At 72.9% G+C, this 18,432-nt stretch carries 15 protein-coding genes; 8 read left to right on the top strand and 7 right to left on the bottom strand.

Annotated features, from left to right (window positions below; genetic code table 11):
* Nucleotides 1-34 precede the first annotated feature (34 nt).
* The 6 genes from HWD93_RS06975 to HWD93_RS06950 all read left to right on the top strand — a co-directional run bounded on the left by HWD93_RS06975 (nucleotide 35) and on the right by HWD93_RS06950 (nucleotide 8,967).
* On the top strand, nucleotides 35-1,303 hold the full coding sequence (locus tag HWD93_RS06975) for an FAD-binding oxidoreductase (RefSeq protein WP_261646432.1): 1,269 nt from the start codon (nucleotides 35-37) through the stop codon (nucleotides 1,301-1,303).
* Nucleotides 1,300-3,990, top strand: coding sequence for an FAD-dependent oxidoreductase (locus HWD93_RS06970; RefSeq protein ID WP_261646431.1), 2,691 nt, complete (start codon nucleotides 1,300-1,302; stop codon nucleotides 3,988-3,990). Before HWD93_RS06975 ends, HWD93_RS06970 begins: the two co-directional genes overlap by 4 nt.
* Nucleotides 3,987-5,342 carry a M20/M25/M40 family metallo-hydrolase gene (locus HWD93_RS06965; RefSeq protein ID WP_261646430.1) on the top strand — a complete coding sequence of 452 codons (1,356 nt, stop codon included), beginning with the start codon at nucleotides 3,987-3,989 and terminating at the stop codon, nucleotides 5,340-5,342. The genes HWD93_RS06970 and HWD93_RS06965 overlap by 4 nt, the downstream gene beginning before the upstream one ends.
* 213 nt (nucleotides 5,343-5,555) lie before the next feature.
* Entirely contained in the window at nucleotides 5,556-6,671 is a 1,116-nt protein-coding gene (locus HWD93_RS06960) for a glycerate kinase (RefSeq protein WP_261646429.1), read from the top strand.
* 142 nt (nucleotides 6,672-6,813) lie between these two features.
* Nucleotides 6,814-7,860: an NAD(P)-dependent alcohol dehydrogenase gene (locus HWD93_RS06955; protein ID WP_229085913.1), complete on the top strand. Its 1,047-nt coding sequence runs from the start codon at nucleotides 6,814-6,816 to the stop codon at nucleotides 7,858-7,860.
* Between the two features lie 147 nt (nucleotides 7,861-8,007).
* Nucleotides 8,008-8,967, top strand: a complete 960-nt coding sequence (locus HWD93_RS06950; RefSeq protein ID WP_261646428.1) for an AraC family transcriptional regulator — start codon at nucleotides 8,008-8,010, stop codon at nucleotides 8,965-8,967.
* Here HWD93_RS06950 and HWD93_RS06945 read toward each other — a convergent pair.
* The 4 genes from HWD93_RS06945 to HWD93_RS06930 form a co-directional block, all read right to left on the bottom strand.
* The gene (locus HWD93_RS06945; protein WP_261646427.1) at nucleotides 8,964-10,364 is read right to left on the bottom strand and encodes a lactonase family protein; all 1,401 of its coding nucleotides are present in this window, start codon (nucleotides 10,362-10,364) and stop codon (nucleotides 8,964-8,966) included. The genes HWD93_RS06950 and HWD93_RS06945 overlap by 4 nt on opposite strands.
* The gene (locus HWD93_RS06940) at nucleotides 10,354-11,133 is read right to left on the bottom strand and encodes a TIGR03943 family protein (RefSeq protein WP_261646426.1); all 780 of its coding nucleotides are present in this window, start codon (nucleotides 11,131-11,133) and stop codon (nucleotides 10,354-10,356) included. Before HWD93_RS06940 ends, HWD93_RS06945 begins: the two co-directional genes overlap by 11 nt.
* Complete coding sequence (locus HWD93_RS06935) at nucleotides 11,120-12,151, bottom strand: permease (RefSeq protein WP_261646425.1); 1,032 nt, start codon at nucleotides 12,149-12,151, stop codon at nucleotides 11,120-11,122. Before HWD93_RS06935 ends, HWD93_RS06940 begins: the two co-directional genes overlap by 14 nt.
* Nucleotides 12,152-12,223: 72 nt before the next feature.
* Nucleotides 12,224-12,802, bottom strand: a complete 579-nt coding sequence (locus HWD93_RS06930; RefSeq protein WP_261646424.1) for a TetR/AcrR family transcriptional regulator — start codon at nucleotides 12,800-12,802, stop codon at nucleotides 12,224-12,226.
* Nucleotides 12,803-12,899: 97 nt separating this feature from the next.
* Here HWD93_RS06930 and HWD93_RS06925 point away from each other — a divergent pair, with 97 nt between their 5' ends.
* Together HWD93_RS06925 and HWD93_RS06920 are read left to right on the top strand one after the other, a co-directional pair.
* Complete coding sequence (locus HWD93_RS06925; protein WP_071303405.1) at nucleotides 12,900-13,214, top strand: multidrug efflux SMR transporter; 315 nt, start codon at nucleotides 12,900-12,902, stop codon at nucleotides 13,212-13,214.
* A gap of 1 nt (nucleotide 13,215) precedes the next feature.
* Nucleotides 13,216-13,620, top strand: a complete 405-nt coding sequence (locus HWD93_RS06920) for a multidrug efflux SMR transporter (RefSeq protein WP_261646423.1) — start codon at nucleotides 13,216-13,218, stop codon at nucleotides 13,618-13,620.
* Nucleotides 13,621-13,781: 161 nt separating this feature from the next.
* Here HWD93_RS06920 and HWD93_RS06915 read toward each other — a convergent pair whose 3' ends face one another.
* The 3 genes from HWD93_RS06915 to HWD93_RS06905 form a co-directional block, all read right to left on the bottom strand.
* Entirely contained in the window at nucleotides 13,782-14,921 is a 1,140-nt protein-coding gene (locus HWD93_RS06915) for an LLM class flavin-dependent oxidoreductase (RefSeq protein ID WP_070417138.1), read from the bottom strand.
* A 105-nt stretch (nucleotides 14,922-15,026) separates the two neighbouring features.
* Nucleotides 15,027-15,983: a DUF4436 family protein gene (locus HWD93_RS06910; RefSeq protein ID WP_092384764.1), complete on the bottom strand. Its 957-nt coding sequence runs from the start codon at nucleotides 15,981-15,983 to the stop codon at nucleotides 15,027-15,029.
* Nucleotides 15,980-18,385 carry an Ig-like domain-containing protein gene (locus HWD93_RS06905; protein WP_261646422.1) on the bottom strand — a complete coding sequence of 802 codons (2,406 nt, stop codon included), beginning with the start codon at nucleotides 18,383-18,385 and terminating at the stop codon, nucleotides 15,980-15,982. The genes HWD93_RS06910 and HWD93_RS06905 overlap by 4 nt, the downstream gene beginning before the upstream one ends.
* Between the last annotated feature and the right edge of the window lie 47 nt (nucleotides 18,386-18,432).

The raw sequence follows: 18,432 nt of genomic DNA, 5'->3' as shown, positions 1-18,432 counted from the left end.
CCTGTCGGGGACGCCGGGCAACTACGATCTGGTCATGTCCTCCCCCGACTCCCCCACGGTCGTCGTCGGCGCCGGCATCATCGGTCTGAGCACCGCGTGGCACCTCGCCGACCTCGGGCAGCGCGTCGTCCTCGTCGACAGCGGCCCCGCCGCCGGTGGCACGACGACCGCCGGCGCCGGGTTCGTGGGCCAGTGGGCGGCCGGGTACGCCTGGTACTGGAACGAGTCCGAACGCGACGTCGAGCAGTACGGCATCGACTTCTACCGGCGGCTGGCCGGGTCCGGCCACGGTCCGACGGGCTACCGCCGCAACGGGAACGTCTGGCTGACGGTCACCGAACAGGGCCGCGCGGACCACATCCCGCCGTTCGAGGACCACGCGCTGCGCCCGGCCGGTGCGCGGACGCTCACCCCGGCGGAGGCGGCCGAGCTCGTCCCCGGGCTCGACCCGTCCGCCGTGACGGCCGGCTTCCTGCACCCGGACGGCATCCAGATCAGCGCGCCCGACACGGCCGCCGCGCTGGTCGGTGCGCTGCGTGCGAAGGGCGTCGCGATCCGTGAGCACACCGCGGTCGCGGGCCTGGAGGCGCGGGACGGCTCCGTCACGGGCGTCCGGACCGCGGGTGGCGAGGTCATCGACGCCGCGCGGGTCGTCCTCGCCGCCGGCAGCTGGACGAACGCCCTGCTCGCGCCCCTCGGTCGCGAGCTCCCGACGGTGCGCGTGGTCGCGAGTCGCCTCGTCACGAAGCCGTTCGGCCTGCCGGGCACGCTGCCGACCCTGATGCTCCCCGAGCTCGAGGGGCTCTGGATCCGGGAGCACCGCGGCGGCCTGACCTACGGCGCCGGGAGCGGGTACGAGGCGCTGCACGTCGGTGGCGCGGACCGGGGCACCGATCCCGCGCGCCGCCCGGTCCGGACGGACCTGCTCGACGCCGTGCGGACCTCCGTGCACCCGATCGTCGCGCGGCTCCTCCCAGAGGCGGCGAGCGTGCTCGGAGCGGACGAGACCCCGACGCAGGGCGTGGTGTCGATGACCGCCGACCGGAACTTCATCGTCGGCCCGGTCCCCGAACTCGCCGGGCTCGTGGTGGCCGGCGGGGACAACGAGTCCGGCGTCACCCACGGCCCCGGTCTCGGCCGGATCGCCGCCGAGCTGAGCGTCACCGGGACGACCACCCTCGGCGACTCGAGCCGGTACGACCCCGCACGCTTCCCGGCCCGTGCGCCGAGCGAGGCCGACGTCGTGGCGATGATGCCGGCCCGACGCGAGGCCGATGCCCGACGAGCCGGAGCGACGGCATGAGCGACCGGACGACGACGCACGTCGTGATCGGCGGCGGGGTCGTCGGCGCCGCCACCGCGTACGCCCTCACGCTCCGCGGCGAGCGCGTCGTGCTCGTCGAGCAGCACGAGCGGGGGCACCACCGGGGGTCGTCGCACGGCGCCACCCGGATCTTCCGGCAGGGCTACGCCGATGCCGAGTACGTCGCACTGACCACCCGGGCGCTCGCACTGTGGGAGGCGCTCGAGGCCGCGGCGGGCGAGGAGCTGATCGTCCGGACGGGCGCCGTCGACCACGGGCGGCCCGCGGTCGTCGACGCCATCGCCACGGCGCTCGCGGACGCCGGCATCCCCCACGAGACCCTCAGCCCGGACGCCGCCGCCGCGCGCTGGCCGGGCATCGCGTTCGAGGGGCACGTCCTGACGCACGCGACCGCGGGACGGATCCGGTCCGACCGCGCGATCGAGGTGTTCCTCACGCTGGCCGACCGCACGGGGCTCGCCGACCTCTGCTTCGACACCCGGGTCACCGGGCTCGAGGACCACGGCGACGAGGTGACCGTGACACTGTCCGACGGGTCCACCCACCGCACGTCCTCGGTGATCGCGGCCGTGGGGTCGTGGGCACCCACGCTGGTGGGCGACCTGCTCGCGGAACGCGGGGCGCGCCTCCCGGCCCTCCGTGTCACGCAGGAGCAGCCCGCCCACTTCCCCAGCCACCTGCCGGACGAGGCCTGGCCGAGCTTTGTTCACTGGGCCGACGGGGACGACGTGTACGGCCTGCTGACCCCGGGCGAGGGCGTCAAGGTCGGGTTCCACGGCACCGGCCCCGTGGTCGACCCCGACCACCGCGACTTCACCCCCGTGCCCGCCGAGGCCGAGCGCCTGCAGGCGTACGTCGCCCGGTACGTGCCGGGGGTCGACGCGACGAAGCCGACGTTCATCAGCTGCCTGTACGACAACTCCCCCGACGAGGACTTCGTGATCGACCGTCGAGGTCCGGTCACGGTCGCGACCGGGTTCTCCGGCCACGGCTTCAAGTTCGCTCCGTTGCTCGGCGACATGATCGCCGACCTCGCGACCGACGGGCCACCACCCCCCGGCCCGCTTCTCCCTCTCGAAGCACCACCCCACTCCCTCAGGAACATGACGACCCGACTCCTCAGCGCCATCGCGCTCACCGCCACCGCCGCCGCCGTGCTCACCGGTTGCGCGTCCACCGGCTCGTCCGGCACGGACGCCGTCGACGGGCTCGTCGTCGGCACCACCGACGTCGTGACGTCCCTCGACCCGGCCGGCGCCTGGGACCGCGGGAGCTACACGGTGCAGACGCAGCTCTACCAGCACCTGCTCACCTACCCCGCCGGGAAGACCACGACCAGCCCCGAGGTCGCGAAGTCCTGCGACTTCACCGACGGCACGCACTACGTGTGCGAGATCCGGGACGGCCTCACGTTCTCGAACGGTGACGACCTGACCGCGAAGGACGTGGTGTTCTCGTTCGAGCGCCAGGTGTCCCTCGGGTCGACGAACGGCCCGGGCTCGCTGCTGGCCAACATGGCGTCGGTGTCGGCGTCGGGCAGCACCGTGACGTTCACCCTGAAGCAGGCGGACGACCAGACGTTCCCGTACGTGCTCGCGAGCATGGCGGGGGCGATCGTGGACTCGAAGGTGTTCTCCGCGACGAAGGTGCACGCGAACGACGGGGTCGTCGGCTCCGGGCCCTACGCACTGCAGGACGCCGCGGACGGCGGGGCGACGATCGCCCTCACCGCGAACACTCGGTACGACGGCGACGCGCCGGCCACGAAGAGCGTGACGATCAAGCAGTACACGAAGTCCGCGGACCTCAAGCTCGCCGTGCAGAAGGGCGACGCCGACGTCGCCTACCGCCAGCTCACCCCGACCGAGGTGACGTCGCTGTCCTCGGACGACTCGCTGCAGACCGTGCACGGCGACTCCGGCGAGGTCCGGTTCCTGGCCTTCAACCTGCAGACGATGCCCGGGAAGGATGCCGCGCAGAAGCAGGCGATCCGGCAGGCCGTCGCGGCGACGATCGACCGCGAGGCGATCGCGAAGGACGTCTACCAGGGCACCTACACCCCGGCGTACTCGATCGTGCCGAACGGGTTCCAGGGCGCGACCGAGGCGTTCGAGGACGCGTACGACGGCGCCGACGCGAAGTCGATCCTGCGGGATGCCGGTGTGACCACTCCGGTGCGGCTGCCGATCGAGTACACGACCGACCACTACGGCTCGGGCTCCGACGACGAGTACGCGCTCATCCAGCAGCAGCTCGAGGACACCGGCCTGTTCACGGTCGACCTGCAGTCGGCCAGCTGGGACACCTACGTCGGGAACGTCGGCAAGGGCGAGTACCCCGTGTTCCAGCTCGGCTTCTTCCAGGACTACCCGGACGCCTCGTCGTACCTGACCCCGGCGTACGGCGCGACCGACGTGAACCTGCTCGCGAACCACTTCGACGACGCCACGGTGAACGGCCTCGTCGCGTCGCAGGCCGTCGAGCCGGACGCGGCGAAGCGGAAGCAGCAGATCGAGCAGATCCAGCAGGACACCGCCGAGTCGGTGCCGCTCATCCCGCTGCTCGCCGGGCAGGAGAACGTCATCGGGCAGGGGTCGCTGACCGGGCTGTCGAAGTCGGTCGACGCGTCCGGCGAGTTCCGGATCTGGGAGATCGGGCGCTCGTGAGCAGCTCCCCGCTGCGCGCCGCCGTCCGCGCCCGCATGCCCGCCGGGCTCGACGACCTCGCCGCGCTCGTCGCGATCCCGTCGGTCCACGACCCCGCCGTGCAGTCGCTCGACGACTGCCACCGGGTCGCGGAGGCGGTGCGGGTCGCGTTCGGCGACCTCGGCCTGGAGGCGCGACTCGCCACCACCGCGGACGGCTCGCAGGCGGTCATCGCGACCCACCCCGCGCCGGCCGGGGCGCCGACGGTGCTGCTCTACGCGCACCACGACGTGCAGCCCGCGGGCGACCTCGCGGCCTGGACGAGCGATCCGTGGACCCTGACACCGCGGGAGGGGCGGCTCTACGGTCGCGGCGCGGCCGACTGCAAGGGCGGGATCGTCACGCACCTCGTGGCACTCCGGGCGCTGCTCGACGTGCACGGGGCGTTCCCGGTCGGGCTCGTCGTGGTCGTCGAGGGTTCGGAGGAGCAGGGCACCGACGGCCTCGAGCAGTACGTGTCGTCGCACGCCGCCGACTTCCGGCACGTGGACACCGCCGTCGTGATGGACGCCGGGAACGCCGCGGTCGGGGTGCCGGCGCTCGTGACGACGCTCCGGGGCACCGCGTTCGTCGAGCTCCGGGTCCGCGCGCTGCGGGGCACCGTGCACTCCGGGATGTTCGGCGGGGCGGCGCCGGACGCGATCGCGGTGCTGGTCGCGCTCCTCGCCACGCTCCGGGACGAGGTCGGCGACACCACGGTCGACGGCCTCGACGCCTCGCAGACCTGGGACGGCCTGCCGTACGACGCCGACCGGTTCGCCGCCGACGCCGGGCTGCTCGACGGCGCGGTGCCGATCGGCTCGGCGGACCCGGCGTCCCAGGTCTGGGCACGCCCGGCCCTCACGGTCGTGGGCATCGACGCACCGGCGGTCGCGGGGTCCTCGCCGGCCGTGCAGGCGACCGCCGGTGCCGCGCTGAACCTCCGCGTGCCGCCGGGTGTCGACCCCGCGGCAGCCGGCGAGCTGCTCGTCGCGCACCTGCTGCGGCGTGCACCGGCCGGCGTCGAGGTGACAGCTCGGGTCACCGGGGTGGGCGCCGGGTTCCATGCCGAGGGCGGTCCGTCGTCGGCGGCGTTCCGCGCGGCGCTCTCGGAGGCGTACGACGGGGCCCCGGTCGGTTCGCTCGGCGGCGGCGGCTCGATTCCGCTGTGCGCGACGCTCGAGCGGGCGATCCCGGACGTCGAGGTGATCCTGGCCGGGGTGTCCGAGCCGGCGGCGAACGTGCACGGCCCGGACGAGAGCGTCGACCCGTCCGAGATCGAGCACATGGCCCTGGCCGAGGCGCTCTTCCTCGCCTCGCTCACCACCCCCTGACCCCGCGGGTGGGTGTCCGTGTTCGGTCTCGGCCGTGACCGTTCTGGTGCACGAATCCCGGGTCTCGCGAACCAGAACGGTCACCGACGCCGGCCGATGGCGGGTCCCGTGCAGGTGACGGACGGCGCCGGGCGTCCGGCCGTCGGAACCGCCGCTGCCGTCCGAGCGGGCCGGACCACCCGGGGCGCGCGGGCCGTCCGCTACGGTGGTGCCGTGCGCATCGTGGTGGCTCCGGACTCGTTCAAGGGGACCGCGACGGCGGCCGAGATCGCTGCGGCCGTGCGCGACGGCTGGCTCGCCGAACGTCCGGGCGACGAGATCGTCCTGGCACCGATGGCGGACGGCGGCGAGGGCACGATCGACGCCTTCGAGACGGCGATCCCGCTGGCCGTCCGGGTGCCGATCACCGTCACCGGTCCCGCCGGCGCCCCCGTCGACACGCACTGGCTGCAGCTGCCCGACGGCCGCGCCGTGGTCGAGCTCGCCGCCACGAGCGGACTCCCCCTGCTGCCCGAGGTCCTGCCCGACACCGCGACGAGCCGGGGCTTCGGCGAGGCGATCGCCGCCGCCCTCGACGACGGCGCGACCGGGCTCGTCCTCGGCATCGGCGGCAGCGCCTCGACCGACGGCGGCGCCGACGCCCTGATCGGGCTGGGAGCACTCATCCATATCGATCCCGCGGTCCCCGAACACCCGCCGCGACCGCGTCAGGGTGCCGAGCTGCTCGACGACGTCACCGGCGTCGACACCACGTGGATGCGCCGGCTGCCGGAGCACGGCGCCGTCGTGCTGACCGACGTGACCTCGCCCCTGCTCGGACCGACCGGCGCCGCGGCGGTGTTCGGCCCGCAGAAGGGCATCGCACCGGAACGGATCGCCGTCTTCGACGCCCGGCTGGCCGACTGGGCGCGCTGCTTCCCCGACGTCGACCCGACGACCCCCGGGGCCGGAGCGGCCGGCGGTGTCGGGTTCGGACTGCTCGCCTGGGGTGCGACGCTGGCGGGCGGAGCGGCCGCCGTCGCCGAGGTCCTCGGGCTGCCGGCGCTCCTCGACGGCGCCGACGTGGTGATCACCGGCGAGGGCCGGTACGACGGGCAGTCCGCGGCCGGCAAGGTTCCGAGCGTGGTGCGGACCCTCGCGTCGACGCACGCACCGGCTGCCCGGGCGATGCTCGTGGCCGGGGCGATCGAGGCCGCGCTCGACGACTTCGACGCTGCCGCCTCGCTCACCGTGCTGGCCACGCAGACGACGGGCGAGCCGGACGACGCCCTCGCCGACCCGCTGCGCTTCGCCCGGATCGCCGGCCAGCGACTCGCCCGCCTGGCCTGACGCACGGCGAGCCCTGCGCCCGCGCGCGACACGCCCGCATTCCGTGCAGGGGTGCCCCAACGGGACCTCCCTCCCGATGGCGCGCTCCACCACACTGGTGGAGGGCCGGAACCGGCCCGGACGCACCACCCACGAGGAGACCATGCGCACCGTCAACGCGTACGCCGCACCGTCGGCCACCGAGCCGCTCGTCAAGACCACCATCACCCGTCGCGACGTCGGCCCGAACGACGTCGAGATCGACATCGCCTACGCCGGCATCTGCCACTCGGACATCCACACCGTCCGCGGCGAGTGGGGCGAGATCCAGTACCCGCAGGTCGTCGGCCACGAGATCGTCGGCCACGTCACCTCCGTCGGGGAGAACGTCACCAAGCACCAGGTCGGCGACCGCGTCGGTGTCGGCTGCATGGTGAACTCCTGCGGCGAGTGCGAGAACTGCGTCAAGGGCGAGGAGCAGTACTGCCTCAAGGGCAACATCCAGACCTACGCCGGCGTCGACCCCGCCGACGGCAGCATCACCCAGGGCGGCTACTCGCAGGCCGTCGTCGTGAACGAGGACTTCGTCCTCCGCGTCCCCGAGTCGCTCGACATCGAGAAGGTCGCGCCGCTGCTCTGCGCCGGCATCACCACCTACTCGCCGCTGCACCACTGGGGCGTCGGCCCCGGCTCGAAGGTCGCCGTGATCGGCATGGGCGGGCTCGGCCACATGGCCGTGAAGATCGCCGTCGCACTCGGCGCCGAGGTCACCGTCCTGTCGCAGACCACCTCCAAGCAGGAGGACTCGCTCCGCTTCGGTGCGAAGGCCCACTACGCGACGAAGGACCCGGAGACGTTCGAGAAGCTCGCGAGCTCCTTCGAGCTGATCATCAACACGGTCTCCGCGAAGATCCCGATGGGCGCCTACCTCGGCCTCCTCAAGGTCGACGGCACCCTCGTCAACGTCGGCGCACCGTCCGAGCCGCTCGAGGTCCCGGCGTTCGCCCTGATCCCCCGCCGGCTGAGCTGGGCCGGGTCCGCGATCGGCGGCATCCGCGAAACCCAGGAGATGCTCGACTTCTGCGCCGAGCACGGGATCCTGCCGGAGACCGAGCTCATCAGCGCCGACCAGATCAACGAGGCCTACGAGCGCGTCCTGTCCTCGGACGTCCGCTACCGCTTCGTGATCGACGCGGCGACGCTCGCCTAGTACGCGACCACCAACGCGACGGGAGGCGCGGTGCCGGCTGGCACCGCGCCTCCCGTGCGTCCAGCGGTCTGTCCCCACAACGCGAGCCGGTCGTCCGGCTGGCGCAGCTGGCGGGCCGGGCACAGCCGTTCACGCCAGACTCGATGCATGAGCAGCACGGCGGAGGAGGGCCCCGCATCCCTCGTGTCCGTCGCCGGGACGGACACCGACACCGCTGTCGCCGACCTCGCCGGCATGTACGCCGGCCGTGCGTGGCACTCCGGCCGCACCGACGGCGACTACTGGTACCGCTACGTCGGGATCGGCGACGAGCGGATGAGCATCCGACGGTCGCAGATGCACGGATCGCTCCGCGGGGATGTCGCCGTCGAGGGCGAGGTCGTCGTCCAGTGGATCGACAGCGGCTCCGCGTCCATCGACGTCGGCCGCGACGAGATCCGCCTGCAGCACGGTGTCCCGACACTGTTCCCGATCGAGCGACGCTTCGACATGGACTACCGCGACTGGGACCAGCGGCTCGTGCACCTCGACCGTGACCTCGTGCTCGACGTCGCGTCGGAGCGGTACCTCGTCGACCGCACGGTCGACTTCGACCGGACGACGCCGCCGACGCCCGCGGCGATCGCCGAGTGGCGCCGAGCGGTCGCGCAGTCCGTGCAGGCACTGCGCACGTCGGGGAACGAGTCGCTCGCCTGGCACGAGGCGCAGCGCGGGGTCGCGTCGGCGCTCCTCGACCTGTACCGGTTCCGCGCCGAGGCGGTCCCGGCGGGATGGGGACAGCACCGCAACGCACGCATCCGGGCGGCCGTCGAGTACCTGCACGCCCACGCTCACGAGCCGTTGACGGTGTCGGACGTCGCACGGGCTTCCGACCTCAGCGTCCGCGGGCTGCAGGAGGCGTTCCAACGCACCCTGGACCGGTCGCCGATGCAGTACCTGCGAGAGGTCCGCCTCCGTCGCGCCCACGAGGACCTCGTGGCCTCCCACGTCGGTCAGGTCTCCGTCGCGGACGTCGCCGCCCGGTGGGGTTTCACGCACATGGGCCGGTTCTCGGGCGAGTACCTGCGGCGGTTCGGGGAGTACCCGAAGCAGACGCTCCGCCGCTAGCCGACCTCGTCGCCGGACGGCAACGCCGTGCACCAGTCGACGGACCCGGCGTCGACGCTCGCTTCGAGCGCGCCGGACGCCGCGTCGACGATGCTCACGAGCACACCGCCGGCCGACTTCGTCGCCACGGCGACGAACTGCCCGTTCGGGGACGGGCAGACGGCCGTGACGCTCGCGTCGTCGGGGACGGAGACGGGCAGCCTGGAGGCGCGGCTCCCCTCCACGCGCACGATGCGTTGGGCGAGCGTCCCGTCGGCACGCACGTCGCCCACCACCCGCAGGTAGCCGTCGTCGGTGAGCGGGGCGATCCGGCCGAGGTACGCCGCGTCGGTGCTGCCGGCCGGTGCCCGCAGCGCGGTGCGCTTCCCGTCCGTCAGGTCGAGGCGGACGATCCCCGTGCCGGTCTCGACCACCGCCGTGGTGCCGGTGCCGACGAAGCCGTGCAGGTACGTGGCGCTCCCCAGCCGGACGGGGTCGGTCCGCCCGCTCATGTCGACGAGCACGAGGTCGTCGCTGCCGGTGCGGACGAGGGCGCTCTCCGTGCGGGGCACGTAGGCCCACTGCCCGACGCTCATCGGGACCGCCCCCGTCCTCGGCTTCCCGCTCGCGTCGATCGCGGTCGGCAGGTGGGTGCCGGTCATGTCGACGACGTAGAGCCCGACGTTGCGCGACTGACCGGTGGACGTGTCGGCGTACTCGAAGCCGAACGAGGCGCCGTCGTCGGCGGCGTGCAGGGCCGTGACACGTCCCTCGGCGGTCGGGAGCGTCAGGTGCTCGACCGGGAGGTCCTCGTCCTGCACCCCGCCGGCGAGCGGCACGATGTCGACCGACGACCCGGCGTCCGTGCCGCTCACAACGACGAGCGACCGGCCGAGGCGGACGTACTCCGAGATGCCGGTCCCCTCGTACACTGTGGTCGCGCCCCCGGCGTCGAGGGACCGGCGGACGATGCGGTCCTCGCTCCCGGCGGCACCCGGGACCAGCGCGAGCACGTCGGTGCTGCCCGTGCGGATCGACGTGCGGAGGTCGGCGGTCGCGCGCTGCCCCGGCGCCCGGACGCCCGCGACCGAGATCTCGTACGAGCGGTCGTAGGCCAAGGGGCCGGTGAACTCGACCGCGATGGTGTTGCCGCTCGACGTCACGGTGTGGGCCGCTGCCGGACTGACCCGGACGTCCTGCGCCGACACGCGCTCGATCGCCTGGTTCGCGGTGAGGATCACGCGCTGTGCCGGTCGGGACACCAGGCCGGAGGCGTCGTACGACACGTCGCGCAGCCGTGGGCCCTGCTGCGATCCGACGACCGCCGCGGCGCTGCCGACGACGACGAACACCAGGACGGTCGCGACGAGGCGACGGCGGAAGCGGTTCCGGGGGCGTTCTCGCAGCTCAGTACTCATACGGGTCCTCGGGCTGCTCGACGCCCCGCACCGTGGCGGCGCGGATGACGATGCGGGCATCGGCCGACTGGTCCGGGTTGGCGGCGAGCGCTCCGCGGACCCGGACCCACGCGCCCTGGGCCGGGACCGTCCCGTCGGTGTCGACCCCGATCCCGACGGGTTGGGCGTCCACCGCGCAGCAGCTGATCACGAACCGGGTGAGGGTGAAGGACCCGTCCGCGCCCGGGACGACGAAGCCCGTCAGGTCGACCCGCTTGCCGACGAGCGACGTGGTGTCGGTCGTCTGCCGGATGAGGGCGGCCCAGTCCTTGACGCCGTACTCCGAGGTGTCGACCGAGGTGCTGCCGAGCAGGGACACCGCGGCCTGGGACCCGGTGGCGTTCGACAGGGTCGCCGAGTCGACGCTCCGCTGCTGCGCGGTGCGGGCGGACAGCGTCGTCGGGGGCAGGACCAGCATGGCGGCGGTGACCCCGACGGTGACGAGGGCGGCCACGCCGCTGAGGACGATCCGTGTGCGGCGAGCCGCGCCTCCTGGGCGGTGTTCGTGCCCCTCGTCGTGATCGTGCCCGTGTCCGCGCGCGGTCACCACCAGGCCGGCGATCGACGCGGGCACCGCGACGGCCGCGAGCACGACCGTGAAGACCGAGTAGCGCGGGTTGATGTACAGGTCGAGGTGCCCGGCGAGGGCGAGCCACAGCGTGCACAGCGCCACCGCGAGCACGGACCCGAGGCCGAGGGACGACGACAGGCGGGACTCAGACGAGGACATTCATCACCAACCCGACGGTCGCGGCGAACAGGACGCAGACGACGGCGAGCAGCACCAGGAAGCGCGCACGGAACGTCGTCCGGAGCAGGGCGATCATCTTCACGTCGATGATCGGCCCGATGATGAGGAACGCGGTGATCGACCCGGGGAGGAACGTCGACGCGAAGGACAGCGCGAAGAAGGCGTCGACGTTCGAGCACAGGGAGACCGTCATCGCGAGGAGCATCATCGCCGCGACGGAGAGCACCGGGTTCGCGCCGATCGACACGAGCGTGGACCGGGGCACGGCGACCTGGATCGCTGCGGCGAGCCCGGCGCCGACGAACAGCGCGGGCATCATCGTCGCGGTCTCGCCGCCGAACTGCGCGGCGCTGTCCCGCCAGCGGTTCCGGGACCGCGGCGCACCGACGGCCGCTCGGCAGCGGGCCTCGAACACGGGCAGCAGCAGCTCGGTCGGACGACGGTGCGCGGCGACGATCCAGCCGACGAGGTTCGCGATGACGAAGCCGCCGACGATGCGCACGGGCAGGATCCAGCCGGACCACCCGAACGCCTGGGCGGTGCTGATGATCACGAGCGGGTTGAGGATCGGGGCGGCGACGAGGAAGGTGACGGCCTCGGCGGGCGTGAAGCCGCGCATCATGAGGCCGCGGGCGAGTGGCACGTTCCCGCACTCGCACACCGGGAAGAGCATGCCGATCAGGGAGATCACGGCCCGGCGCGGGATCGGGCGCTGCGGCAGGACCTTCTCGAGCGCGCCGACGGGGACCCACACCTCGACGACGATGGACAGCAGGATGCCGAGCACCACGAACGGCAGGGACTCGACGACGACGCTGATCGCGAGCGTGAGGAAGTCCTGCACGACGTCGGGCAGACCCGCGGTGCCGACGGCCGGCGAGAGCAGGCGGATCCCGAGGAGCACGGCGACGGCGAGCAGCACCAGCCCGGGGCCGGTGAGGCTCCGGGAGCGGGACGCGGCGGTGGGGCGCTGCTGCGGCGGCGTGGTCGTCGTCACCGGGCAAGGATAGGCGACGCGCGGTGCACCGGGGTGGTGGCGCGGCGGCGCTGGGCGCGCGCCGTCCCGCGCTCAGCGCCGCGCGAGCCCGTCGAGGTGCCGGTCGAGCACGTCGATCGCCCAGTCGCCGGACTCCCCCGGGGCGAGCCGCACGAGGTGCATCGCGAGCCCGTCGATCAGCGCGTGCAGCCGACGGACCTCGTACTCGCGGTCGGCCGCCGGGACGCCCACGAGCTCGAGCACCTCCTCGCTCCACTCCCGCATCTCGACCACGACCAGGTCGAGCGCCGGCCGCAGTTCGGCGTCCGTGAGGGCCGCGTTCGCGAGCGCCAGGTACACCTCGAGCTCGACGACCCGCTCGTCGTCGAGGGGCAGCAGCTCGAGCAGGAGCTGGTGCGCGCGCTCGCGGGTCGGCAGCCCCTCGGGGATCGCGGCGATCCGTTCCCGGGTGCGGTCGAACACGAGCGTGATGGTGTGCTCGCGCAGGCTCGACTGCGTCGGGAAGACGTAGCGGACGGTGCTCGGCGGCAATCCGGCCTCGGCTGCGACGTTCCGCACGCTCAACGCGCCGAGGCCGTCACGGGCGAGGACCCGCCACGCCGCCTCGGACACGGAGCGACGTCGTTCCTCGATGTCGATGCTCCTGGCCACGGGCCAATACTCGCACAGTCGTACGAGTTCGTGCTACCGTGGAGTTCGTTGTCGCACAGTCGTGCGACTTGCGGAACGAGATCGAAGGGAGACCGTCATGGCGTGGACAGTCCTCGTCCTGTCGGGCGTGCTCGAGGCAGTGTGGGCCACTGCACTGAGCGCATCGAACGGCTTCAAGAAGGTCGTGCCGACGATCGTGTTCGTCGTCGGCATGGCGCTCAGCATGGTGGGGCTGGCGTTCGCCATGAAGGAGATCCCGGTCGGTACCGCCTACGCGGTCTGGGTCGGCATCGGCGCATCGCTCACCGTGATCGTCGCGATCCTCCGCAGGCAGGAGGCCGCGTCCGTCGCCCGGGTCGCCCTCGTGCTCGGGCTCGTCGCCTGCGTCGTCGGCCTGAAGGTGGTGAGCTGAGGTGCCGTGGATCGTCCTGTTCGTCAGCGCCGCGCTCGAGACCGTGTGGGCCACCGCCCTCGGTGCGAGCGACGGCTTCACCGAGCTCCGTCCGACGATCGTCTTCGCGATCACCATCGTGGTGAGCCTCGGGGCCTTCGGGTACGTGCTCAAGCACATCCCGATCAGCACCGCCTACGCGGTGTGGACGGGGACCGGAGCGGCCCTCACGGTCCTCTGGGGCATGGCCACCGGCGCGGAGCCCGTGACCGCGCTCCGCGTGCTGCTCATCGCCGGGATCGTCGGCTGCGTGGTCGGCCTGAAGCTCGTCCCGGCCCGCCCGGCCGGCCCGGCCCGCCCGGCCGCGGCTGCGGCCCGCGCAGGCGCCGCGGCGCCGCCCGCGAAAGCGACAGAATCCCGCCCGTGAAAGGCGGCACGGTGTCGCTTCGGCGGGAGCGACGGCGCGCCGCCCCTGGCAACTGTCGCTTTCGCGGACGGGTCGGCCGCGGCCCGAGACGCGACCCGAGACGGACTGGAGGCGCGGTGCCAGCTGGCACCGCGCCTCCAGGCCGTCAAGCGGTCACGCGATCAGACGGACGCACCCGTCCACTCGTCCTCGGCGGCGACGTGGTCGCTGCCCAGGGTGCCGGCGGCCATCGCCGCGGCCACGCGGTCGGCGTGCGACGGCGGGTTCGAGGGGACGCCTTCCGGGCGGCCCTCCTCGTTGATCTTCCGCAGCTCGGGGACGATGTCCTCGGCCAGGATGTCGATCTGCTCGAGCACCGTCTTGAGCGGCAGCCCGGCGTGGTCGACGAGGAACAGCTGGCGCTGGTAGTGCCCGACGTGGTCCTTCATGGCGGCGTACCGGTCGATCACCTGCTGCGGCGAACCGACCGTGAGCGGGGTCTGCTCGGTGAAGTCCTCCATCGAGGGGCCGTGCCCGTAGACCGGCGCGTTGTCGAAGTACGGGCGGAACTCGTCGATCGCGTCCTGCGAGTTCTTCCGCGCGAAGAACTGGCCACCGAGCCCCACGATCGCCTGGTCGGCGCGGCCGTGCCCGTAGTGCTCGAAGCGCTGGCGGTACAGGCCCACCATCTGCTCGGTGTGCTGGATCGGCCAGAAGATGTTGTTGTGGAGGAATCCGTCGCCGTAGTAGGCGGCCTGCTCCGCGATCTCCGGCGTGCGGATCGACCCGTGCCACACGAAGGGCGCGACACCGTCGAGCGGACGCGGGGTCGAGGTGAAGCCCTGCAGCGGCGTGCGGAACTTCCCCTGCCAGTTGACGACGTCGTTCTCCCAGAGCTGGCGGACGAGCGCGTAGTTCTCGATCGCGAGGTTGACGCCCTGGCGGATGTCCTGCCCGAACCACGGGTAGACCGGCCCGGTGTTGCCGCGGCCCATCATGAGGTCCATGCGGCCGTCGGAGATGACCTGGAGCATCGCGTACTCCTCGGCGATGCGCACCGGGTCGTTCGTGGTGATGAGGGTCGTCGACGTCGAGAGCGTGATGTGCTTCGTGCGTCCCGCGAGGTAGCCGAGCATCGTCGTCGGGCTCGAGGCGACGAACGGCGGGTTGTGGTGCTCACCGGTGGCGAAGACGTCGAGTCCGGCCTGGTCGGCGTGCTCGGCGATCGTCAGGATGTCGCGGACCCGCTGGGTGTCGTCGGGGGTCCGGCCGGTGACCGGGTCGGTCGTGACGTCACTGACCGTGAAGATGCCGAACTGCATGATGCGCCGCCTTCCGCGGAGTCCCTCCGCCTGCGATTTCGATGCGTTTGCATCGACTTGCTCGGTACAACGTAGCGCAGGCCGAGGCATTCCCGCCAGCGGCGACTACGCGGCGTCGTCGTCCAGCACGCGGTTCCGCAGCACCTTCGACTCCCGCCACAGCATGTACGCACCGGTCCACACGAACATGATCGCCACCAGCGCCAGACAGGGGAAGAGGAAGACGAAGTCGAGCGTCGTCCCGATCGGCGGGGCGCCGGGCATCGCCGACCGGAGCGCCGGGAACGACAGCAGCGTGGCGCTCAGCCAGATCACGTTCGCGAACTCGAGCTTCCGCCGGAGGATCGCGCTGCCGATCGTCACGACGGCCATCAGCGTCGTGAAGAGGATCGCCATGATGTAGAACGACACGATCACGACGCTCAGGGTGTCCCGGTGCCCGTCGATCTGCATCGGGACGAGGGTGCGGTCGCTCTGCACCTCGGCGGCGCTCCGCTCGGCGTTCATCACCCACGGCCGGGCGGAGTTCGACATGTCGACCTCGAACGGCACGGCGTCCCCGGAGTCGTCGTCCTGCACGCTCAGCTGGAAGTTCGCGAACGGCTGGTCGAACGGGTACGAGGTGTCGCCCCGGTCGAGTGTCAGCGTCAACGAGGTCGCGTCCACCACCGACTGCCCCGGGAACGTCACGACGCTCGTCGTCACCCCGCCGCTCGAGACCTCGATGCGCAGCGGCTGCGAGATCTCGCCGGCCTTCTCGCCCTCGAACGAGCCGTGCGGGATCGGCAGGACGTTCGCCTGCATCACCCGGTTCGAGAGGTCGACGTCCTGCACGCTCATCCGCAGGGTCATGTAGTCGCCGGACTGGCTGTTCGACCCGCTCACCGGGACGGCGGTCGTCGTCTTGAGCGCTCCGGAGAGGCCGATCACGACGTAGTACACGGCCAGGAGGACCACCGCCACGAGCAGGATGACCGGCGCGGGGTTCCTGCGGGTGCGCTTCGCGGTCGGGGCGCCGGGTGCGCCGGGTGCGTCGGTCGGGGCGTCGGTCGTGTGGGTCATCGGTTGCTCCCGGACGGTGGGTCGGTGGTGGGTCGGCTCGGGTCGGTGGCGGGGCCGTTCGGTGCGGCGGTCGGGCCGTTCGGTGCGGCGGTCGGACTGGAGGCGCGGCTCGGGTCCGACGGACCGGCCCCGGTCGGCGAGGCGGTCGCCGCTGCGGCGGGGCCGCTCGTCGCCCGCCGGCCGACGACGGTCGCGGCGAGCGCGAAGAGCAGCATCGCGAGGAGCGGCACCATCGCACCGGGGAACTCCGTCGCGTTGAAGGTCGTGATCTGGTCGGCCAGCTGCGACGCCTCGGTCTCGCCCTTCGCGACGGCCGTGGTCACCGTCATCGCGTTGGACTGCGACGCCCGGTTCGACGCGAGCGAGATCTGCTGGACGGCGGTGTCCGGCGCGTTCACCGGGTCGGCGTACACCCGGACGTCGACGTCCGCCTGCTGCCCGGGGTCGAGCGGGATCATGCACGAGAACGAGCTCGTGGCGACGGTGCAGTCGAGCGGGGAGTCGTCCACCTCGACGTTCACGTTCCGGTAGACCATGCCGGTGGTGATCCGGGCCTCGAACGTGATCGCGACGGTCGCCCCGGAGGCGTTCGGGCCGAGCGTGCCCCGCATGTCGGCCGCGGTGCCGGGCACGATGCGCTGCGTGCCGAAGCGGAGGTCCATCGCGAGGGGACCGTCGTCCGTGCCGCCGTTGCCCGCGCCAGCACCGCCGGTGCCGCCGCCGCCCCCGCTGCCGTTGCCGTTGCCGGCGCTCTCCCCCGGCGCGGGCGGTGTGGTCGAGGGCGGCGACGACGGACCGGTGCTGCCGCCCACGTCTCCCGACCCGACCCCCTGGCCGGCGCCCGAACCGCTCCCGGCTCCCGTGCTCGAGCTGCCGGCCGTGCTCGGCGCGGTCGGCACGGTCCCGCCACCGGCGCCGCCGGGACCGCCCGCGGAACCGCCGCCGGTGCCGGGGAGGCCACCCGCGCCTCCTGGAGGGGCCGGCGTCGCGACCGTCACGGTGAAGGCGGTCGACGCGCGCGCGGACTCGACGCCCCCGTACGTCTGGGTCGCCGTCAGGGCGACCGCACCGAGGGCGAAGGCGCGCTCCGGCGTGCAGGCGAAGGAGGTGGCCCGCGTCGCGGTGGCCGTGCAGACCACGGTCTCGCCCTGCCGGACGGTCACGACCGCGTTCGGGATGACGCCGCGGCCACGGACCTCGGGTGTGCGGTCCGTCGTCGACGTGCGGTTGCCCGGAGCGGTGATCACCGGCGCTCCGGGAGCGATCGTGCGGACGGTGCTGCCGGACTCGACGGGCGAGACGGCCGCGGTGGTGGAGGACGCCCGGGCCGTGATGGTGAACGCCGACGCGGGGGCGGTCCCGGACCGGGCGGCGACCGTCAGCCGGAGGACGTGCCGGTCGCCGGGAGCGATCGTGCCGAGGTCGACCCCGGCGGCGAGGCCGGCGCAGTCGATCGTGGCGCCGTCGAGCTCGCACACGGGGACCTGCAGGCCGCCGGTGTCGGCGGTGAGGAGGACGCCTCGCGCCTCGCCCTCGCCGGTGTTGGCCAGTGTGACGGTCCGGATCGCCGGGAAGCCCGCGTAGAGCTGCGTCGCACCGGCCTGGGTCACGCTGAGGCCGGCCGGCGCCAGGACCGTGAACGTGCTCGTCGCCGCCGGGGAGACCTGCCCGAAGCGGTCCGTCTGCGTCGCACTGACGGTGTGCTGTCCGACCGCGAGCGGCTCGGTCGGCGTGCACGACCAGTCGGGGGTCGTCGCCGGGTCGACGGTGCACAGCGGCTCGCCGTCGATCGTGGCCGTGAGGGTCGTTCCCGTCGTGTCCGCCGCACCGGCCACCTTCGTGCCGGTGATCGTCGGCTGCGTCGCGATCGACTCGTCGCCCGCGGGCGGGCCGGTGATGGTGGGGGCAGTGGGGGCCGGGGGCGCGACGACCGTGATCGAGTAGGGCGCGGCGGCCTCGAACGGGTCGATCCTCGACGACCCCGAGAAGGTCCCGAGTGGTGACGCCGGATCGATCGTCACCGTGATGGCGACCTGGTTGTCGATGCCCCACGTGCTCGTGCCACACGCCGCCTGCTGGCCACCGCTCGTCGGCGTGCAGGTGAACAGACCGAGGCCGGGAGCGGGCACCGACTGCGCCGCCGTGATCGTCGTGTTGGGCGGTGCAGTGATCGTCCAGGTCCCGGTGCCGGCGCTCTTGTTCTGCACGATCGCTGTGGCGGTACCACCGGGTGTTCCTTCGTCGGCCGGCCCGTTCGGGACCTGGACCATGGCGGATGCGGAGGTCGCGGGGACGAGCACCCCGGTGGCGACGAGGAGCGCCCCGAGGGCAGCGGCGACGGTGCCACGGACCCGACGTGCCCGCGTCGGGGTGTGCTCCACCCGCATGTGTTCCCCGTCCACGCCGGCTCCCGAGGCCGGCGTGTGGACGACGCTAGTCGGACAACGGT

This window comes from Curtobacterium sp. C2H10, from assembly GCF_025407985.1.
Classification (GTDB): Bacteria; Actinomycetota; Actinomycetes; order Actinomycetales; family Microbacteriaceae; genus Curtobacterium.
Note: the sequence above shows the minus strand (reverse complement) of the source record. Positions and strands in the feature narration are given on the sequence as shown.

Coding starts and splice junctions, on each gene's coding strand:
- HWD93_RS06975 (WP_261646432.1), top strand. CDS start 35: ATGTCCTCCCCCGACTCCCCCACGGTCGTCGTCGGCGCCGGCATCATC.
- HWD93_RS06970 (WP_261646431.1), top strand. CDS start 1,300: ATGAGCGACCGGACGACGACGCACGTCGTGATCGGCGGCGGGGTCGTC.
- HWD93_RS06955 (WP_229085913.1), top strand. CDS start 6,814: ATGCGCACCGTCAACGCGTACGCCGCACCGTCGGCCACCGAGCCGCTC.
- HWD93_RS06950 (WP_261646428.1), top strand. CDS start 8,008: ATGAGCAGCACGGCGGAGGAGGGCCCCGCATCCCTCGTGTCCGTCGCC.
- HWD93_RS06945 (WP_261646427.1), bottom strand. CDS start 10,364: ATGAGTACTGAGCTGCGAGAACGCCCCCGGAACCGCTTCCGCCGTCGC.
- HWD93_RS06940 (WP_261646426.1), bottom strand. CDS start 11,133: ATGTCCTCGTCTGAGTCCCGCCTGTCGTCGTCCCTCGGCCTCGGGTCC.
- HWD93_RS06925 (WP_071303405.1), top strand. CDS start 12,900: ATGGCGTGGACAGTCCTCGTCCTGTCGGGCGTGCTCGAGGCAGTGTGG.
- HWD93_RS06915 (WP_070417138.1), bottom strand. CDS start 14,921: ATGCAGTTCGGCATCTTCACGGTCAGTGACGTCACGACCGACCCGGTC.
- HWD93_RS06910 (WP_092384764.1), bottom strand. CDS start 15,983: ATGACCCACACGACCGACGCCCCGACCGACGCACCCGGCGCACCCGGC.